Here is a 16096-nt window from a genome sequence, read left to right as displayed (position 1 = left end):
AAGGAGATTGCTCGTGGATCGAAAACAATTAGACCAGTTAGTTGCCGATCATGATGAAAAAAGGCGACCACTTGCGCGAATTAGTCAATTAACAGAAACAACGTTCACAATTAATGATCATCAATATCAGCTTGATGATGATCATGCCAATGGTTTTAACTTTGAAGCATTCGTCAAACGTTATAATCCAGCGCTTAGTCAATTTGATTACATTGTTGGTGATTGGGGATATGGTCAGCTACGTTTGCGCGGATTTTATAAGGATGATCGGGAAGATGAAACCAACGGCCCATTTATATCCGCCTTGAATGATTATCTGCTGGAACGTGTTAATTTCGGTGCGGCTTACTTTGTTATTCACAATTTGGAAGCTCGGCCAATTATCAGGAAATCAAGAAATTATCAGAATCCTAAAAGTCATCGACGGTCTAGTCGTGGACGCGGCAGAAATCATAAAGCTCGTCGAAATCACGCATTTATTGAACAAAAAGTGACACCACGCAAACCGCCTATTGAAAAGCGTAAAAATTTAGTTGTGAAGACTGAAGAAAAATCGAATAATCACCACTTCATTATTCGTGAAAGTAAAAATTGATTGAAGGGATGATTGCAATGAAAAATTATAAGGGGTATTTCATCGACTTGGATGGCACGGTTTATGCTGGTAAAAAACGAATTCCAGCGGCCAAGCGATTTATCGAACGTTTGCAGGCCAAACAAATCCCGTTTTTATTCGTGACTAACAATTCCACGCAATTACCAAAAGATGTTGTCAAAAACTTGGCTGAAAATCATGATATTCATGTTCACTCTGAAAATGTGTATACTTCGGGGATGGCAACCGTTGATTTTATGAATGCTGACAAAAAAACCGACTCACCAAGTGTTTATATTGTTGGTGAACTCGGTTTAAAGCAAGTTATTTTGGCTCATCATTATCGTCTGGAAGCTGATCGGCCAGATTACGTTGTGGTGGGACTAGATTCAGATCTTACGTATGAGAAGCTGTCAGAGGCTGTTTTGGCCATTAGAAATGGTTCCCGGTTTATTGGGACCAATCCTGATACAAACATCCCCAAGGAGCGTGGCATGATGCCAGGAGCTGGCTCAGTTGTTAAGTTTGTTGAATATGCCACACAAACAGAACCTATTATGATTGGTAAACCCAAAGCCCAAATTCTTAATAGTGCGCTTCAGAAGATTGGATTGGCGAAAAATGACGTCGTAATGGTTGGCGATAATTACAATACTGATATTATGGCAGGCATCAATGCCGGCATTGATACCTGCCTTGTATATTCTGGGCTATCAACTAAACAACAGGTCGCCAAAAAAGAAATTATGCCAACCTACCAGATTGATAGTTTAGATGAATGGCGGCCATAATGTGAAACTAACATTGAAGCAAACTGGATTAGCAATTCTATTTTTTCTTGGATGTTTAGCAACTGCTGTTTTTTTAACAATTAACAGTATTTGGTTGTTTGATATTAACATTTCATTTTTACATTTGAGAACCGCAACTGGGTTGACGGCAAGTCAAATGCATACTGATTATGTTCAAATTATTAATTATTTACAGAATCCTTGGAAAACAGCTTTAAAATTCCTTTACTTTACAAGTTCGCCAAATGGCTTACAACATTTTAAAGATGTGCGACACTTGGTCATGATCAATAATTCAGTGGGCATTATTTTACTCCCCATATGTGGATATGCATTAGTTAGTCTAAATAAAAAATCACTAACGTGGCTATTAATAACACCCATTAAATTAATGGTTGTCGCCTCGTTAGTAATTATTTCATTGATGATTGTTAATTTTAATCAAGTATTTATTTACTTTCATGAATTATTGTTTCGAAACCAAGACTGGATTTTTGACCCTAATTTTGATCCTGTCATTAACATGTTACCCGACACTTTTTTTCTTGAATGTTTCATGCTATTTTTTTTCTTTTTCTTTGGCCTGTTGGGGTTAATATACTGGCTTGGCAAAAGATCACTCGGGATCTTGCATAACAATCCACAAGATTAAGTAAACAATGATTCCGGGAAAAGGTGGGGTCAATGTTAAAAGTGCAAACAAAACTCTGACTAACAACGGATTCCAATGATAATGTTTACTCAAACCGCCTAAGACGCCGCCGATGACACGATTACTTCTAGAACGGTGAATATTAATTTTCATAACGATCCCTCACTTTTTTAGATTTGTTCAAATTAACCATACCTGATTCGCAATCAGATATCAATTATGCTATATTATTATGTTAGATAAACGAAATCGCTAGGAGAATTTAATTCAATGTTAACTATAAATGTGAATGGAAATTTAGGGAACCAAGAAGTTATGTTATCTGATAATACTTCTGGTACTTTAACTGGAGTTCGAATTTTTGGCTCTGTGATTGGTGGTAATCAAGTAATTCAGTGGACATTTATTTCAACGGGGCACAAGCATGAAGGGTTTGTATATGCTGGTGATTTGCATGAAGGTCTCGTGATCAACTCGATGAACGGTAATGATCAATATAAAGTTCATTTTGTTCAGGAATAATGCCATTTGAATAAGTGATACATAATGAGACCAAGATATTGAGTGTTAACTCGTGATATCTCGGTCTCATTCTTTCGTAAAGGAGATTTTTATGATCGTTGGAATTGACAAAATTGCTTTTTTTACGTCACCTTATTATATTGACATGACTGATTTGGCGAATGCTCGTGGCGAAGATCCCAACAAGTATTTGATTGGAATTGGTCAGCAAAAACAATCTGTAATCCCACCAACTCAAGATGTGGTAACCTTGGCGGCAAACGCAGCCGATGAGATTTTGGATGAAGCAGACAAACAGGCGATTGATATGGTGATTTTTGGGACCGAAAGTGGTATTGATCAATCAAAGTCAGCTGCAATTTATGTCCAATCACTTTTGGGAATCGGTAAAAGTGCCCGTTCGTTTGAAATTAAGCAGGCCTGTTACGGCGCCACGGCCGGCATTCAGATGGCATTTGATCATGTTACACAGCATCCCAAAAGCAAGGTTCTTGTGTTGGCTGCTGATATTGCCCGATATGGGTTAAATACACCGGGTGAAGTGACACAGGGCGGTGGGGCAGTTGCAATGTTAATAACGGCGCAACCAGATATCCTAGCATTGGACGGGCAGAGTGCTTTTTATTCAGATGATATCATGGATTTTTGGCGGCCTGCTTATCGGCGCGAAGCTTTAGTTGATGGTCACTATTCAACGGATGTTTATATTGACTTTTTTAATCGGACTTGGAATCAATATCAGGCACAAACTAATCGTCATTTGGATGATTTTAAAGCTATCGCGTTTCATTTACCGTTTACAAAGATGGGATTAAAAGCGTTACGTTCGGTAGTGCATGACCATCCAAGTGCGGTTGGACTATTGGAACAATTTGAATTTTCTCGACAATATAATGCCTTAGTTGGGAACTTGTATACAGGATCACTCTATCTTAGCTTACTTTCGTTATTAGCAAATTCCGATGATCTTAAACCGGGTGACCGGATTGGGTTATTTAGCTATGGATCTGGTGCCCAAGGAGAATTTTACAGCGGCAAAATTATTGCTGACTTACAATCACAAAAGTTAGCAGAACCAGTGAATCACTTGCTGAACAATCGGATAAAATTAACAATTAGTGAGTACGAGAAAATGTACCAGCAGGGATTGCCAATGAACGGTCGTGACTATGAGTTTGATATCACCAAGGATCATAATCGATTTGTTTTAGCAGGTAGAAAAGCCAACCGCCGATTATATAAAGATACTAAAAATCGCATTTAATGGAAATATAATGTCAGATAACAGACTGGAGCGATTGCTCAGCTGTCCCAATCAGACTAAAAAAAGCCAGGACGACTAAACATTTACTTGAAAAATCGTCTTGGCTTATTGGAAAAAAGTGTTCTATGAAATTTCATCTCTATATAAGCTAACTACTTTACCTAAGATGCTAACCTTTGTTAATATAATTGGCGCCATCGTATCGTTCTCTGGTTGCAACCTAAAATGGTCACTCTCTTTATAAAATCGTTTGCAGGTCGCTTCGTTTTCATCGGTCATGGCAATAACAATGTCGCCATTATCAGCATAAGACTGCTTTCGAACGACGACGTAATCACCATTTAAAATACCGGCCTTAATCATACTTTCACCACGAATTTGTAGCATGAATAATGGCTGGTCAGTGTGTGAAAGACTTGGGGGTAACGGAAAATAATCTGTCGCTTCTTCGACAGCAAGAATCGGTTCACCAGCCGCAACGATTCCAAGTACTGGAATCTGCTTTTGTTTGGGTGTGATGCCTAAAATATCCATACCCGCGGAAGTCACTTCCAGCGCACGCGGTTTAGAAGGATCTTTAACGATATATCCTTTTTTTTCTAGTCGGGAAATATGGCCGTGAACCGTAGACGTTGAAGAAAGATGAACAGCTTCGCCAATTTCTCGGACGGTCGGTGGGTAACCATGTTCATTCACTTTTTCCCAGATATAATGTAAAACTTCAAATTGTTTACTTTGGGGACTTTTTGTCATTGTTGACACCTCATAAGTTCATTTATTAATTGTGTCAATCGTATCATAAGTTAACAACTTTTTCAAACACACGTTCGCATGTTTTTGGAAAGATGAGTTATAATATATAAACAGGAGGTTTATTAAATGAATAAGCAAGAAAAAAAGGAATTACAAAGTAAAATCGGTGATAGTGTATTACGAGAAATTGTTCCCAGAATCAACGAATTAGCCCAGAAAGCTAAAAAAGAAGGATTAACTGAGGTTGAAAAAGTTGAGCGAGCGGAACTCAGGAAAAAGTATGTTTCTCGTTTTCGTGATAATTTCAAAAAACAGATTGAAATGATCAAAGTTTACGATAAAGACGGAAAAGAAGTCACTTCAAAAAAGGTGAAGCAAATTCAACGTCATAAAGGACTCCGCGATGATTAATTAGTCTGATTCCGATGACATATTGGTTTGGTTTCATGATTGCCCTTTAATTTTACCTAATAATTGTGTAAAATTAACAATTGAGATTATATAAGGAGGCCTTGTCTTGGCAACTTGGATTTGGATTTTAATCGTTGTTTTGGCCTTGGTTGTTGGTTTAGTTGGTGGCTTTTACGGTGCTCGTAAATACATGGAAAAATATTTAAAAGAGAATCCGCCATTTAACGAAGAGCAATTGCGGCAACTAATGCTTCAAATGGGTCAAAAACCTTCCCAAAAGAAATTGAATCAAATGATGCACTCTATGCAAAATCAATCGAGTCGTAAGTAGTTTGGATAGTGTGTCGTGCAAAATTAAGGTGGCTGAGACAATGTAAATCTGTCTCAGCCACCTTTTTATTCGGAATTCAGTACCAGTCAATTATTTTTTCTTTGATACGTCCACGTATTTAAATTCGGGATTAACGGAATAATCCAGTGCATCGAAGGCACTTTGCATTTCCTTTTCGATTTGCTTTTGGGCATCATCATTTAATTTCTGATGACGATCAATGTAGATTGGGTCACCGAAAGCAACAGTAATCCGTTGTCGTGTAAATAATCGTTTAAAAGAGAGAGGTCCCTGATAAACGGTTGGAACTAAAGGAACGTTGGAAAGTTGTGAAATTAAAGCTGCACCGCCCTTTAATTGTTCGGAATGACGGGTTCCTGATGGAAACAGAATTAGTGATAGATCTGATTTTCGTAAAATTCGAACGGGTTTTTTTATGGCAGAAGGTCCGGGATGGTCCCGATCAACTGGAAAAGCGTTTGCATGATCTAAAATCCACTTTAATATTGGATTTTTGAAAAGTTCTCGTTTCGCCATAAAGCTGAATTTTTTGGGACTGGCAGCCAGTGCAAAATAAATTGGATCAAACCAGGTCCGATGGGGGCCAACCAAAATATAATTTCCTTTTGGCAATCGATCTTTGTGCAAATAATGAGCATTGCCGTTAATAATAAATACCAGGCCGCGAACAAGCACCCGGACAAATGAATAGAACAATCTCATTTCCTTCTTTCTTATCTGATAGAATAATCTTAACTTAAAACAAGTCAATTTACCAAACATATCTTAGTGAAAGGTTCTTAAAACATGCAAGTTAAACTGAACAGCGATGAGCGGATTGATCAATTATACAGTAAAAATATTTCTATTATTCAGAGTAGCCACGTTTTCTCATTTTCATTGGATGCTGTGTTATTGGCAGATTTTGTGAGAATAAATGGGCATAAAACCCGTCAAGTCGTGGATCTATGCGCGGGGAATGGTGCCATTGGATTGTTTTTAAGTGAAAAAACAGCAGCTCATATAACGATGATTGAAATTCAACCTAAATTGGCCGATATGGCTACTCGGAGCATCAAGTTAAATGATTTGGGTTCGCAAATTAGTGTTGTTAATGATGATTTAAAAAATGCCACTGCTTATTTAAAAAAGGACTCTGTAGATATCGTTGCTTGTAATCCACCATATTTTGTTAATTACGAGACAAGTGTCAAAAATCCAAATCAATATGTAGCAATTGCCCGCCATGAAATTAAAACTAATTTGAATGAAATCGTTAAAGTATCAGCTGACTTATTAAAAATGAACGCCAAACTTTTCATGGTTTACCGACCCGATCGGCTAACTGACTTAATGGTCAGCTTGCGTAAAAATCGTCTTGAACCCAAGAAATTGCGGTTTGTGAGGCCTCGAATAGGGATGGAAGCAAACATGGTTCTAATTGAAGCAATAAAAGATGGGAAACCTGATGGTCTCAAAGTATTGGCAGATTTGATTACTTATGATGGCGATCACTATACTGATGAAGTGAAGAAGATGCTTTATGGTCAAGACAAATAATTATTTTATGTATGTGTTGCTTTGTGAAGACAATAGTTTATATACGGGTTTCACGACCAATGTTGAAAAACGGTTTTTAAAACATCGGAGTGGCAGAGGCGCTAAGTACACTCGCTCGCATCGACCAATTAAAATTTTGTTCAAGAGAGAATTTGAAAGTAAGCATGACGCACTAAGCGCTGAGTATGCATTTAAGCAGCTCTCTCGGTCCCAAAAGATTGCTTATTTGGCTCAACATGGAATCTTAATCCATTAAATTCAAGTAAGCGTTTTTAAGCCTAAAAAATCAGCAAGTGAAAGTGTTATAATGAACTTACTAATTTAGGGAGGTAATATTCGTGAAAATTATTGCATATGGCATTCGTGATGATGAGAAACCATATTTAGACAAGTGGAGTGAGGAAAATTCTGATGTTGAAGTTGAATCAACCGGTAAACTCCTCGATGAATCAACTGTTGATCAAGCTAAGGGTGCTGATGGTGTTGTAACATACCAACAAAAGCCTTATACTGCTGCTGTTTTGGACAAATTAGGAAGCTTTGGCATTAAGTTTCTTTCTCTTCGAAACGTTGGGGTTGACAATGTTGATGCCGACGCAGCTAAGCGTAATAACATTCAAGTAACCAACGTTCCAGCATATTCCCCACAAGCAATTGCTGAGTTTACAGTTACTGAATTAATGCGATTACTACGTCGAACACCCACATTTGATCGTAAACAAGCTAATGGTGATCTTCGTTGGGCTCCAGATATTGCTGACGAATTAAACCAAATGACTGTTGGTGTGTTTGCCACTGGTCGAATTGGTCGTGCTGCGATTCAAATTTATAAGGGATTTGGCGCCAAAGTCATTGCTTATGATATTTTTCATAATCCAGAGTTAGAAAAAGAGGGCATCTATGTTGATAGCCCAGATGAGCTATACGCCAAGTCTGACGTTCTTTCAATTCATGCGCCTGCTACCAAGGAAAACGAGCATATGTTAAATGATGATGCCTTCAGTAAAATGAAAGATGGTGTCTATATTCTTAACCCTGCCCGTGGGACATTAGTTGATACCGATGCTTTGATTCGTGCGCTTGATTCTGGTAAAGTTGCCGGAGCTGCACTTGATGTTTATGAAGATGAGGTTGGCATCTTCAACACTGATTTCGGTAGTTTTGATAAGATTCCAGATGAACGGCTCAAGAACTTAATGAAACGGGAAAATGTTCTGGTAACGCCACATATTGCTTTTTATACCAAGCGTGCCGTTCGTAACATGGTTTATTTTGCAATGGATGCCAACAAATCATTAATTCAAACGGGTAAATCAGATAAGCTAGTAAAGCTGTAAATTCGGTAGCAATTTAGAAAATGAGCTGACTCAGCATTTAAATTTAGAAATTTCTGTGATTGTAAGGCCATCCTTACCTAACTGAAATGAATTTTTTATTCAACTATGATGATCTTTTCCTGGATTTGGCCATCTTTTAAATTGTCAACAACTTTTGTCTTGTATAAAAAGCCTCTCAACATTTTGGTAATAATAAAATGTTGAGAGGCTTTTTGAATTGTCATGGTACGGCGGATTCGTTAAATTATTCTGATTAAGTCTCATTTTCTTAAACTTGAGCTGCCAAGTCCATTAAAAGATCCTTAAGTTCTTCTCGATTGTTAACGGTTTGATCCGGAATGATATTTGGATCGGTGATTGGACTTTGCTGATGGTTGTACCAAATAGTTTGCCAACCAGCCTTTTTTGCCGGAACCATATCCTCCAAATAAGAACTGCCAACATACATCATTTCATTACCACGAAGATTGAACTTCCGATTCATCAATGTGAAAATAAGCGGGTCCGGCTTCTTTGCGTTGGCCTCTTCAGATGTAATGATTTGATCTCTGGTAAACCAGTGGTGTAATTTTAGCTTCATGATCTTCGCAAGTTGAGTGTCTGTGCTGCCGTTTGTAATAATTCCAAGCTTAAACTTAGAAAGAAGTGTATTAAACACGGTCGTTAGGCCATCAAACAATTGAATGTTTTGACATGCCTCTGCATAAGCAAGCTCAAATTGTTCGGCGGTAGCCTGGCTGAGTCCGACTAAATTAAATTTCTTGAATGTGTGATGCAGGCTGTGAAAGTTTATTTCCTGTTTTGACAGGTCGAAATCTGAGGTTGAGTTGGACTTTGCGATTGCTAATTGTTCCTGTTGAACGTAATTCGCAAAAACGTCATTCATTTCATCATCGGTTAAGTTAAGACCAAAAACATCGCTAAAAACTTTTTCAAACGATGGCTGTTTATCATATAATGTGTCGTCAACGTCAAAAACGATGGCTTTAATCATAGACATATTCCTCCTTGTCACGAAATAGTATCTTAACACACTTTACGGAATTATAACAATTTTTGTAACAATTCAATGACAAAAGGACGTTTATGCTTGCGCTTCAAGTTAATATCAGATATACTTTTAAAGGTGTTTTAAATACACACCTAATGTAATATGTCAACTAGTGCCGTTACGGTTCTTGACGTAGATGATCATTAGGGAGGAAAAAACTATATGGAGGCTATATCATGGCTGTAATTTCTATGAAACAATTATTGGAAGCCGGAGTTCATTTCGGTCACCAAACGCGTCGCTGGAATCCAAAGATGAAGCAATACATCTTTACGGAACGTAATGGTATTTACATTATTGACTTACAAAAAACAGTTAAGTTGATTGATGTTGCTTATAACTTCATGAAAGATGAAGCAGCAAAAGGTGCCGTTGTATTATTCGTTGGTACTAAGAAGCAAGCCCAGGATTCGATTGCTGAAGAAGCAACCCGGGCAGGCCAATACTATGTTAATAATCGTTGGCTTGGCGGAACTTTAACCAACTGGGAAACTATCCAGTCACGGGTTAAGCGTCTTAAGGATTTGAAGAAGATGGGCACTGATGGTACTTTTGATATTTTACCAAAGAAGGAAGTATCACTATTAATTAAGCAACGTGACAAACTCGAGAGATTCTTAGGCGGTATTGAAGATATGCCAAAGATTCCTGACGTTATGTTCATTGTTGATCCTCGCAAGGAACAAATTGCGGTTCACGAAGCTCAAAAATTAAACATTCCGATTGTTGCAATGGTTGATACCAATACTGATCCTGATCAGATTGATGTTGTCATTCCTTCAAACGATGATGCAATTCGTGCCGTTCGTTTGATTACTTCTAAAATGGCTGATGCGATTGTTGAAGGTCGTCAAGGTGAAGATGACGTTGACGAAAAGACTTTTGAAGGCAAAGATGCTGATAAGAAAGATAAAAAAGAAGATTCAATCGAAGATATTGCGAACGCCGTTGAAGGCGACAATGATACTAAAAAATAATTAGTAGCACTTAGGCTGACTCTATCGCTATAGACCAATTTGGCCTTGGTGAAGAGTCAGTTTTTATTAATGAAAAGGGAGGCCATTAAAATGGCAAAGATTTCCGCATCACAAGTAATGCAATTACGTAAAAAGACTGGTGTCGGCATGATGGATGCTAAGAAGGCACTTGTCGCAACTGATGGCGATTTCGATAAAGCAATTGATGTTTTACGCGAAAAAGGTGTTGCCAAAGCCGAAAAGAAGAGTGATCGAGTTGCCGCCAATGGATTAGCAACAATTGCCGTTAGTGGTAACACTGCAGCAATCGTTGAAATCAACTCAGAAACCGATTTCGTGGCCACTAGTGATCCATTCAAGGCATTGGTTAAGCGGGTTAGTGACGCAATCGCCGCTAGTAAGCCAGCTGACGTTGATGCTGCTTTGGCATTAAAAACAGATAAGGGCACTGTCAAAGATGACCTGATCGAGACAACCCAAGTAACTGGTGAAAAAGTTACATTACGTCGCTTTGAAATCGTTGAAAAAAGCGATGATGAAAGCTTTGGATCATATTTACACAATGGTGGTTTAATTGGTTCACTTGTACTATTAAAAGGTGCTGATGAGGCAACTGCAAAAGACATTGCCATGCACGTTGCTGCCACAAATCCTGAGTATTTGAACAAAGCTGAAGTTCCAGCTGATCGACTTGCTCATGAACGTGAAGTTCTCAAGCAAGAAGCTTTGAACGAGGGTAAGCCTGAAAAAATCGTTGAGAAGATGGTCGAGGGGCGTCTTCACAAGTTTTTGGCAGAAATTTGCTTAGAAGACCAAGATTTTGTTAAAGATCCGGACCAAACTGTTGCCAAATATGTTGCTTCAAAGGGTGGATCAATTGTTAAGTTTGTTCGTTATGAAGTTGGCGAAGGAATTGAAAAGAAACAGGACAGCTTCGAGGATGAAGTTCGTGAACAACTAAATAACTAAAAAGTTTTTCTGGCAGGGTTTGAGAGCAAAGATTAGTAAGTTGCTTTCGGATTCTGTTTTTTTACATTTAATTCCTAAGAATTATTGAAATTGGCAGTTTTATTGTTGTTGACATCTTTAGTATGCTAAAATTAATAGTAATGATTAACTATGGGAGGCACTTAGATGTCTAAAGTGAAGTACAACCGAATAATTTTAAAATTGAGTGGTGAAGCGTTAGCTGGAAAACGCGGCTATGGCATCAATCCACCAGTAATAAAAAACGTCGCCCAAGAAATCAAGGATATCTTTGAACTTGGTGTTCAAATTGGTATCGTTGTTGGCGGTGGCAACATGTGGCGTGGTGAGGCTGGAGCCGAAATGGGAATGGAACGAGCCCAGGCAGACTATATTGGTATGCTTGGAACGACAATGAATGGGCTGGCTTTACAGGATAATCTTGAATCATTAGGTGTTCCAACACGTGTTCAAACGTCAATCGAAATGAGACAAATTGCTGAGCCTTACATTAGGCGAAAAGCAATTCGACACCTGGAGAAGGGACGGGTTGTTATCTTTGCGGCCGGAACTGGTAATCCATATTTCTCCACTGATACAACTGCAGCACTAAGGGCAGCCGAAATTGGTGCCGATGCAATCCTAATGGCTAAGAATGGTGTTGACGGGATTTACTCAGCAGATCCTCGGACACATAAAGATGCCATTAAATTTGACACTTTAACCTATATGGATATTTTAGAAAAGGGATTAAAAGTGATGGATTCTACCGCTAGTTCCTTATCAATGGATAATCATATTCCATTGGTTGTCTTTAATTTAAATAAACCAGGTAATATTCGTAAAGTTGTTGCAGGCGATAGTATTGGAACAACCGTGAAGGAGAAATAAAAATGGCAGATTCACAAACCGTCTTAAATGAAACAAAAGAAAAAATGCAAAAGGCTCAAGAAGTTCTTGAACGCGAATTAGGTAAAATTCGGGCCGGTCAAGCCAACGCTAGCTTGTTAAACGGCGTTATGGTTGATTATTATGGTGCGCCCACCCCTCTTAACCAAATTTCGTCAATTTCAATTCCTGAGGCACGTGTTATTTTAGTCACACCATATGATAAGAGTGCTTTGGATAATATTGAAAAGGGCATCTATGAAGCTGATTTAGGACTCAATCCTGCTAACGACGGAACTGCAATTCGTTTAGCAATCCCTGCCTTAACGGAAGACCGACGCAAAGAAATTGCTAAGCAGGTTAAAGCAACCGGTGAAAAAAGTAAAGTTGCTGTTAGAAATGTTCGTCGTGAGGCAATGGATACCCTCAAACGAAGCAATAAGAAAGAAGAAATTACTGACGATGACTTCCACAGATTAGAAGATCAGGTTCAAAAATTGACTGACAACTCGATTAAGAGTGTCGACAAAATTGTTGCTGATAAAGAGAACGAAGTCGTCCATGGGTAAAGGGAAGGAAACAACAATGGCAGATAATAATAATAATCAAAATAACGATGAGATTTCCGTAGTACCAGGAACTGACGAATTTGAAAAAATGCTTTTTAAGTTAAATACGCCCGTCACCAAAGATAATCTGGGTGTGTTAGATTATAATGGCAGCCGGCTACAACCGGTTCAGAATGATTTATATGCGATGCCTGCGTTCGTAACTGATGATTTTAATTTGTTTTTTATCGTCTCTCAGCTAGTTGAGGATGATTGGGTAATTGCATTTTCAAATGCCAAGATCGAAAATGGCAACGAGATCACTGATTTGTCAGAACCTGTAACAACTGGCAAAGGACTTAACCTCTTAGGTCAAAAAAGTCCAGCAGATGCCAACAAATTATTGAAGTATTTCAATACATTGGCAGAGGCAAAACGTGGAGAATGGCGCATGGTTGAACGTCCGGATGGTGCAAACGACTAATAATTAAGTGCATTTTAGGATGAGTTTAATTTCTCATCCTTTATTTTTGCCCTAACACGATTTAAAGGAGTATGCCATGTTTAAAAACACAAATAAGAATCAATCAGTTGATGGCGAATTACTTGATTCCGAACGGATTCCCAACCATGTTGCAATCATTATGGATGGGAATGGGCGCTGGGCAAAGAAACGACATTTACCTCGGATTGCAGGCCATAAACGAGGAATGGAAACAGTTAAAACAATTACCAAGGCAGCAAGCAATCTTGGTGTTAAGGTATTAACACTTTATGCCTTTTCAACAGAGAATTGGAAGCGGCCAACTGATGAAGTTAGTTTTTTGATGAGCCTTCCAGTTAAATTTTTTAATGATTTTGTCCCAGACTTGATCGCTAATAATGTTCAAGTTAAAGTAATGGGCTTAATTGACCAGTTGCCCCCAGCAACTCAAAAGGCCGTCAAAGATGCGATTGATGATACCAGTCAATGCACTGGGATGATTCTGAACTTCGCCTTGAACTATGGCAGTCGATTAGACATTCGAATGGCTGTCCAGAAGATTGCTCAGGAAGCAAAAGATGGTAAAATAGTGCCAAATGAAATCGATGATCCTTTAATTTCAAAACATTTGATGACTGGGTTCTTGGGTGATTATTCGGATCCTGACCTGTTGATTCGGACAAGTGGTGAAGAACGAATTTCAAATTTCTTATTGTGGCAGATTGCATACAGTGAACTTGTTTTCACTCATATTCTGTGGCCCGATTTCACCGAGCAGGTATTTGTGGATATGTTGAAAGAATATCAGCATCGTGATCGTCGATTTGGCGGTTTAAATACTAGTAAATAGGAGAGACAAACGTGAAACAACGTGTTATAACCGCAATTGTTGCGTTAATCATTTTTATACCAATCATTATTCTTGGGCATATCTGGGTTGATATTGCTGCAATGCTACTTGGAATTGTGGCAATATCTGAAATATTAATTATGAAAAAAAGGATTTTAGTATCGACCGAATCCATTTTGGCATATTTAGGGGTTAGTGTTTTGATACTACCTGATACTTGGACTGCGATTTTACCAGGCAGGGTAGAGCAAATGTTTGTTTTTTTCCTATTTGTATTAATGCTCCTGTTGCTGACGGTTCTAAGCAAAAATCTTTTTTCATTTGATGATGCCGGAGTCATCGCTTTAGGAATGCTATATATTGGAATGGGATTTCATTACTTTGTTGCTGCTCGGGCGGACTCACTGACCGTCCTCTTATACGCACTGTTTATTGTGTGGTGTACGGATAGTGGTGCTTATATTTTTGGTCGGATGTTTGGTAAACATAAGCTTGCTCCAAGAATTAGCCCGAATAAAACTTGGGAAGGGTCAGTTTACGGATCAATCGCTGCGACAATCATTTGTACAGCCTTCGTTTATTTTTACCCGATTGCCGGGTATTCAATTACCAAAATGTTTTTCATTACGATCTTCCTGTCAATTGCTGGCCAATTTGGTGATTTAATTGAGTCTGCTCTGAAACGTTATTATGGTGTCAAAGATTCCGGTAAGATTTTACCCGGTCACGGTGGCATCTTAGACCGATTTGATAGTTTATTGTTTGTGCTGCCAATGTTACATTTAGTTGGTATCATTTAGGTTAATTTAGGAGGAAAGTTTCACTTGATAACTACAATTATTGTTTTCATCATTGTCTTTGGTATTCTGGTGATCTTTCACGAGTTTGGCCATTATATAGTTGCAAAACGATCTGGAATTATGGTTCGTGAATTTTCAGTTGGAATGGGTCCGAAAGTATTCTTTTATCGCCGTGGTAGTACGACTTTTACACTCCGTTTGCTGCCTTTAGGCGGTTATGTTCGGATGGCCGGCGAGGTTGATGATGGTGAGGAAGAACTGCAACCTGGGACTCCCGTTACCCTGCAAACTAATGATCAAGGTGTTGTGACAAAGATAAATACAAGTAATAAACATTCGCTTTTTCAAGGAATCCCTTTAACTGTTACCGGAACTGACCTGTCCAAGGGACTTTATATCAAAGGTTATGAAAACGGTGATGAATCAGAAGTTAAAACGTATCCCGTTGATCACGATGCCACAATTATTGAAACTGATGGGACAGAGCTTCAGATTGCACCTGAAGATGTACAATTTCAATCAGCATCATTGGGTAAGCGAATGCTTACTAATTTTGCTGGTGTTTTTAATAACTTTATTTTGGCGATCTTAGTATTCACAATTCTTAGTTTCGTTCAGGGCGGAGTGGTCACCAATACCAATAAAATCAACGTAATGCCACAGGACTCTGTAGCCAAAAGTGCCGGCATGAAATCTGGCGACCAGATTACTTCGATTGATGGCCATAAGACACGAAATTGGGAAGACTTATCTGTCCAGATTCAATCCAATCCTAATAAAAAAATATCTGTCACCGTTAATCGCGACGGTCAGTCAAAAGTTCTGTCAATGACGCCCAAGACCCAAAAGTCAAACGGCAAAAATGTTGGAATGATTGGGATTACTCAGTCTCTTGATACAAGTTTTAAGACAAAGATTTTGTCAGGCTTTACTCAAACTTGGACAATGGGGACAACATTATTGGGGGCACTTTGGTCAATGATTAGTGGCCATTTCAGCCTAAATGATTTAGGTGGACCAGTTGCTATTTTTGCAACGACTTCTCAAGCGGCCAGCATGGGTATTGCCGGTGTCCTTCGATTCTTGGGATGGCTCTCGCTAAACTTAGCCATCATTAATCTGGTTCCGATTCCAGGACTAGATGGTGGTAAATTAATTTTGAATATCATCGAAGCAATTCGTCGAAAGCCTGTTTCTCAACGAACTGAAACAATTGTCACCTTAGTTGGATTTGCATTTTTGATGCTATTAATGATTTTAGTGACATGGAATGATATTGAACGCTATTTTATTCACTAACTAATTAATAAACTTGA

Annotated in this window: 22 protein-coding genes; 18 read left to right on the top strand and 4 right to left on the bottom strand. The window is 38.5% G+C overall.

Annotated elements, in window-relative coordinates; translation table 11 throughout:
* Positions 1-13 precede the first annotated feature (13 nt).
* From FC85_RS01480 to FC85_RS01470, 3 genes are read left to right on the top strand one after another with little or no spacing between them, the layout of a single operon-like run.
* On the top strand, positions 14-595 hold the full coding sequence (locus FC85_RS01480) for a YutD family protein (RefSeq protein WP_057863798.1): 582 nt from the start codon (positions 14-16) through the stop codon (positions 593-595).
* Between the two features lie 17 nt (positions 596-612).
* Entirely contained in the window at positions 613-1386 is a 774-nt protein-coding gene (locus FC85_RS01475; protein ID WP_057863991.1) for a TIGR01457 family HAD-type hydrolase, read from the top strand.
* Position 1387: 1 nt separating this feature from the next.
* Positions 1388-2038, top strand: a complete 651-nt coding sequence (locus tag FC85_RS01470; protein WP_225427538.1) for a TIGR01906 family membrane protein — start codon at positions 1388-1390, stop codon at positions 2036-2038.
* Here the strand turns inward: FC85_RS01470 and FC85_RS01465 are convergent.
* A complete protein-coding gene (locus tag FC85_RS01465; protein ID WP_057863796.1) occupies positions 2003-2191 on the bottom strand; it encodes a PspC domain-containing protein in 189 nt (62 codons plus the stop codon). The genes FC85_RS01470 and FC85_RS01465 overlap by 36 nt on opposite strands.
* A 117-nt stretch (positions 2192-2308) precedes the next feature.
* On the opposite strand from FC85_RS01465, the gene FC85_RS01460 reads away from it, so the two are divergent.
* On the top strand, positions 2309-2560 hold the full coding sequence (locus tag FC85_RS01460; RefSeq protein ID WP_057863795.1) for a hypothetical protein: 252 nt from the start codon (positions 2309-2311) through the stop codon (positions 2558-2560).
* 91 nt (positions 2561-2651) lie between these two features.
* A complete protein-coding gene (locus FC85_RS01455) occupies positions 2652-3824 on the top strand; it encodes a hydroxymethylglutaryl-CoA synthase (RefSeq protein ID WP_057863794.1) in 1173 nt (390 codons plus the stop codon).
* A 123-nt stretch (positions 3825-3947) separates the two neighbouring features.
* Here the strand turns inward: FC85_RS01455 and lexA are convergent, their stop codons facing one another.
* A complete protein-coding gene (gene lexA / locus FC85_RS01450; protein ID WP_057863793.1) occupies positions 3948-4577 on the bottom strand; it encodes a transcriptional repressor LexA in 630 nt (209 codons plus the stop codon).
* A gap of 162 nt (positions 4578-4739) precedes the next feature.
* Here lexA and FC85_RS01445 point away from each other — a divergent pair, with 162 nt between their 5' ends.
* The gene (locus tag FC85_RS01445; RefSeq protein ID WP_186825054.1) at positions 4740-4988 is read left to right on the top strand and encodes a DUF896 domain-containing protein; all 249 of its coding nucleotides are present in this window, start codon (positions 4740-4742) and stop codon (positions 4986-4988) included.
* 106 nt (positions 4989-5094) lie between these two features.
* Positions 5095-5319: a YneF family protein gene (locus FC85_RS01440; RefSeq protein ID WP_057863791.1), complete on the top strand. Its 225-nt coding sequence runs from the start codon at positions 5095-5097 to the stop codon at positions 5317-5319.
* Positions 5320-5409: 90 nt separating this feature from the next.
* Here the strand turns inward: FC85_RS01440 and FC85_RS01435 are convergent, their stop codons facing one another.
* Positions 5410-6036, bottom strand: coding sequence for a lysophospholipid acyltransferase family protein (locus tag FC85_RS01435; RefSeq protein ID WP_057863790.1), 627 nt, complete (start codon positions 6034-6036; stop codon positions 5410-5412).
* 90 nt (positions 6037-6126) lie between these two features.
* Here FC85_RS01435 and FC85_RS01430 point away from each other — a divergent pair, with 90 nt between their 5' ends.
* From FC85_RS01430 to FC85_RS01420, 3 genes are all read left to right on the top strand, one after another.
* A complete protein-coding gene (locus tag FC85_RS01430; protein ID WP_057863789.1) occupies positions 6127-6879 on the top strand; it encodes a tRNA1(Val) (adenine(37)-N6)-methyltransferase in 753 nt (250 codons plus the stop codon).
* On the top strand, positions 6863-7135 hold the full coding sequence (locus tag FC85_RS01425) for a GIY-YIG nuclease family protein (protein WP_057863788.1): 273 nt from the start codon (positions 6863-6865) through the stop codon (positions 7133-7135). The genes FC85_RS01430 and FC85_RS01425 overlap by 17 nt, the downstream gene beginning before the upstream one ends.
* 82 nt (positions 7136-7217) lie before the next feature.
* Positions 7218-8216: a D-2-hydroxyacid dehydrogenase gene (locus FC85_RS01420; RefSeq protein ID WP_057863787.1), complete on the top strand. Its 999-nt coding sequence runs from the start codon at positions 7218-7220 to the stop codon at positions 8214-8216.
* 268 nt (positions 8217-8484) lie between these two features.
* Here FC85_RS01420 and FC85_RS01415 read toward each other — a convergent pair whose 3' ends face one another.
* The gene (locus FC85_RS01415) at positions 8485-9210 is read right to left on the bottom strand and encodes an HAD family hydrolase (protein WP_057863786.1); all 726 of its coding nucleotides are present in this window, start codon (positions 9208-9210) and stop codon (positions 8485-8487) included.
* A gap of 233 nt (positions 9211-9443) precedes the next feature.
* Here FC85_RS01415 and rpsB point away from each other — a divergent pair, with 233 nt between their 5' ends.
* The 8 genes from rpsB (at position 9444) to rseP (ending at position 16079) form a co-directional block, all read left to right on the top strand.
* A complete protein-coding gene (rpsB, locus tag FC85_RS01410; protein WP_057863785.1) occupies positions 9444-10244 on the top strand; it encodes a 30S ribosomal protein S2 in 801 nt (266 codons plus the stop codon).
* Between the two features lie 90 nt (positions 10245-10334).
* On the top strand, positions 10335-11213 hold the full coding sequence (gene tsf / locus FC85_RS01405) for a translation elongation factor Ts (RefSeq protein ID WP_057863784.1): 879 nt from the start codon (positions 10335-10337) through the stop codon (positions 11211-11213).
* A 165-nt stretch (positions 11214-11378) separates the two neighbouring features.
* Entirely contained in the window at positions 11379-12101 is a 723-nt protein-coding gene (gene pyrH / locus FC85_RS01400) for a UMP kinase (RefSeq protein ID WP_057863783.1), read from the top strand.
* 2 nt (positions 12102-12103) lie between these two features.
* Positions 12104-12667 (top strand): ribosome recycling factor, encoded by a 564-nt coding sequence (gene frr / locus FC85_RS01395; RefSeq protein ID WP_057863782.1) that lies wholly within the window; start codon positions 12104-12106, stop codon positions 12665-12667.
* A gap of 16 nt (positions 12668-12683) precedes the next feature.
* A complete protein-coding gene (locus FC85_RS01390; protein ID WP_057863990.1) occupies positions 12684-13130 on the top strand; it encodes a hypothetical protein in 447 nt (148 codons plus the stop codon).
* A 76-nt stretch (positions 13131-13206) separates the two neighbouring features.
* Positions 13207-13980, top strand: a complete 774-nt coding sequence (locus FC85_RS01385) for an isoprenyl transferase (protein ID WP_057863781.1) — start codon at positions 13207-13209, stop codon at positions 13978-13980.
* An 11-nt stretch (positions 13981-13991) separates the two neighbouring features.
* Positions 13992-14780: a phosphatidate cytidylyltransferase gene (locus FC85_RS01380; protein ID WP_057863780.1), complete on the top strand. Its 789-nt coding sequence runs from the start codon at positions 13992-13994 to the stop codon at positions 14778-14780.
* Between the two features lie 24 nt (positions 14781-14804).
* Complete coding sequence (rseP, locus tag FC85_RS01375; RefSeq protein ID WP_057863779.1) at positions 14805-16079, top strand: RIP metalloprotease RseP; 1275 nt, start codon at positions 14805-14807, stop codon at positions 16077-16079.
* Positions 16080-16096 lie beyond the last annotated feature (17 nt).

This window comes from Lentilactobacillus diolivorans DSM 14421 (assembly GCF_001434255.1).
In the GTDB taxonomy this organism is placed as follows: Bacteria; Bacillota; Bacilli; order Lactobacillales; family Lactobacillaceae; genus Lentilactobacillus; species Lentilactobacillus diolivorans.
The sequence above is the reverse complement of the archived record's forward strand: the minus strand, read 5'-3'. Positions and strand labels throughout refer to the sequence as shown.

What these genes read in the sequence shown, in the direction of transcription:
- FC85_RS01430 (WP_057863789.1), top strand. Translation starts at nt 6,127, where the DNA reads ATGCAAGTTAAACTGAACAGCGATGAGCGGATTGATCAATTATACAGT.
- rpsB (WP_057863785.1), top strand. Translation starts at nt 9,444, where the DNA reads ATGGCTGTAATTTCTATGAAACAATTATTGGAAGCCGGAGTTCATTTC.
- pyrH (WP_057863783.1), top strand. Translation starts at nt 11,379, where the DNA reads ATGTCTAAAGTGAAGTACAACCGAATAATTTTAAAATTGAGTGGTGAA.
- FC85_RS01390 (WP_057863990.1), top strand. Translation starts at nt 12,684, where the DNA reads ATGGCAGATAATAATAATAATCAAAATAACGATGAGATTTCCGTAGTA.
- FC85_RS01385 (WP_057863781.1), top strand. Translation starts at nt 13,207, where the DNA reads ATGTTTAAAAACACAAATAAGAATCAATCAGTTGATGGCGAATTACTT.
- FC85_RS01415 (WP_057863786.1), bottom strand. Translation starts at nt 9,210, where the DNA reads ATGATTAAAGCCATCGTTTTTGACGTTGACGACACATTATATGATAAA.
- tsf (WP_057863784.1), top strand. Translation starts at nt 10,335, where the DNA reads ATGGCAAAGATTTCCGCATCACAAGTAATGCAATTACGTAAAAAGACT.
- frr (WP_057863782.1), top strand. Translation starts at nt 12,104, where the DNA reads ATGGCAGATTCACAAACCGTCTTAAATGAAACAAAAGAAAAAATGCAA.
- FC85_RS01455 (WP_057863794.1), top strand. Translation starts at nt 2,652, where the DNA reads ATGATCGTTGGAATTGACAAAATTGCTTTTTTTACGTCACCTTATTAT.
- FC85_RS01425 (WP_057863788.1), top strand. Translation starts at nt 6,863, where the DNA reads ATGGTCAAGACAAATAATTATTTTATGTATGTGTTGCTTTGTGAAGAC.
- FC85_RS01465 (WP_057863796.1), bottom strand. Translation starts at nt 2,191, where the DNA reads ATGAAAATTAATATTCACCGTTCTAGAAGTAATCGTGTCATCGGCGGC.
- lexA (WP_057863793.1), bottom strand. Translation starts at nt 4,577, where the DNA reads ATGACAAAAAGTCCCCAAAGTAAACAATTTGAAGTTTTACATTATATC.
- FC85_RS01460 (WP_057863795.1), top strand. Translation starts at nt 2,309, where the DNA reads ATGTTAACTATAAATGTGAATGGAAATTTAGGGAACCAAGAAGTTATG.
- FC85_RS01475 (WP_057863991.1), top strand. Translation starts at nt 613, where the DNA reads ATGAAAAATTATAAGGGGTATTTCATCGACTTGGATGGCACGGTTTAT.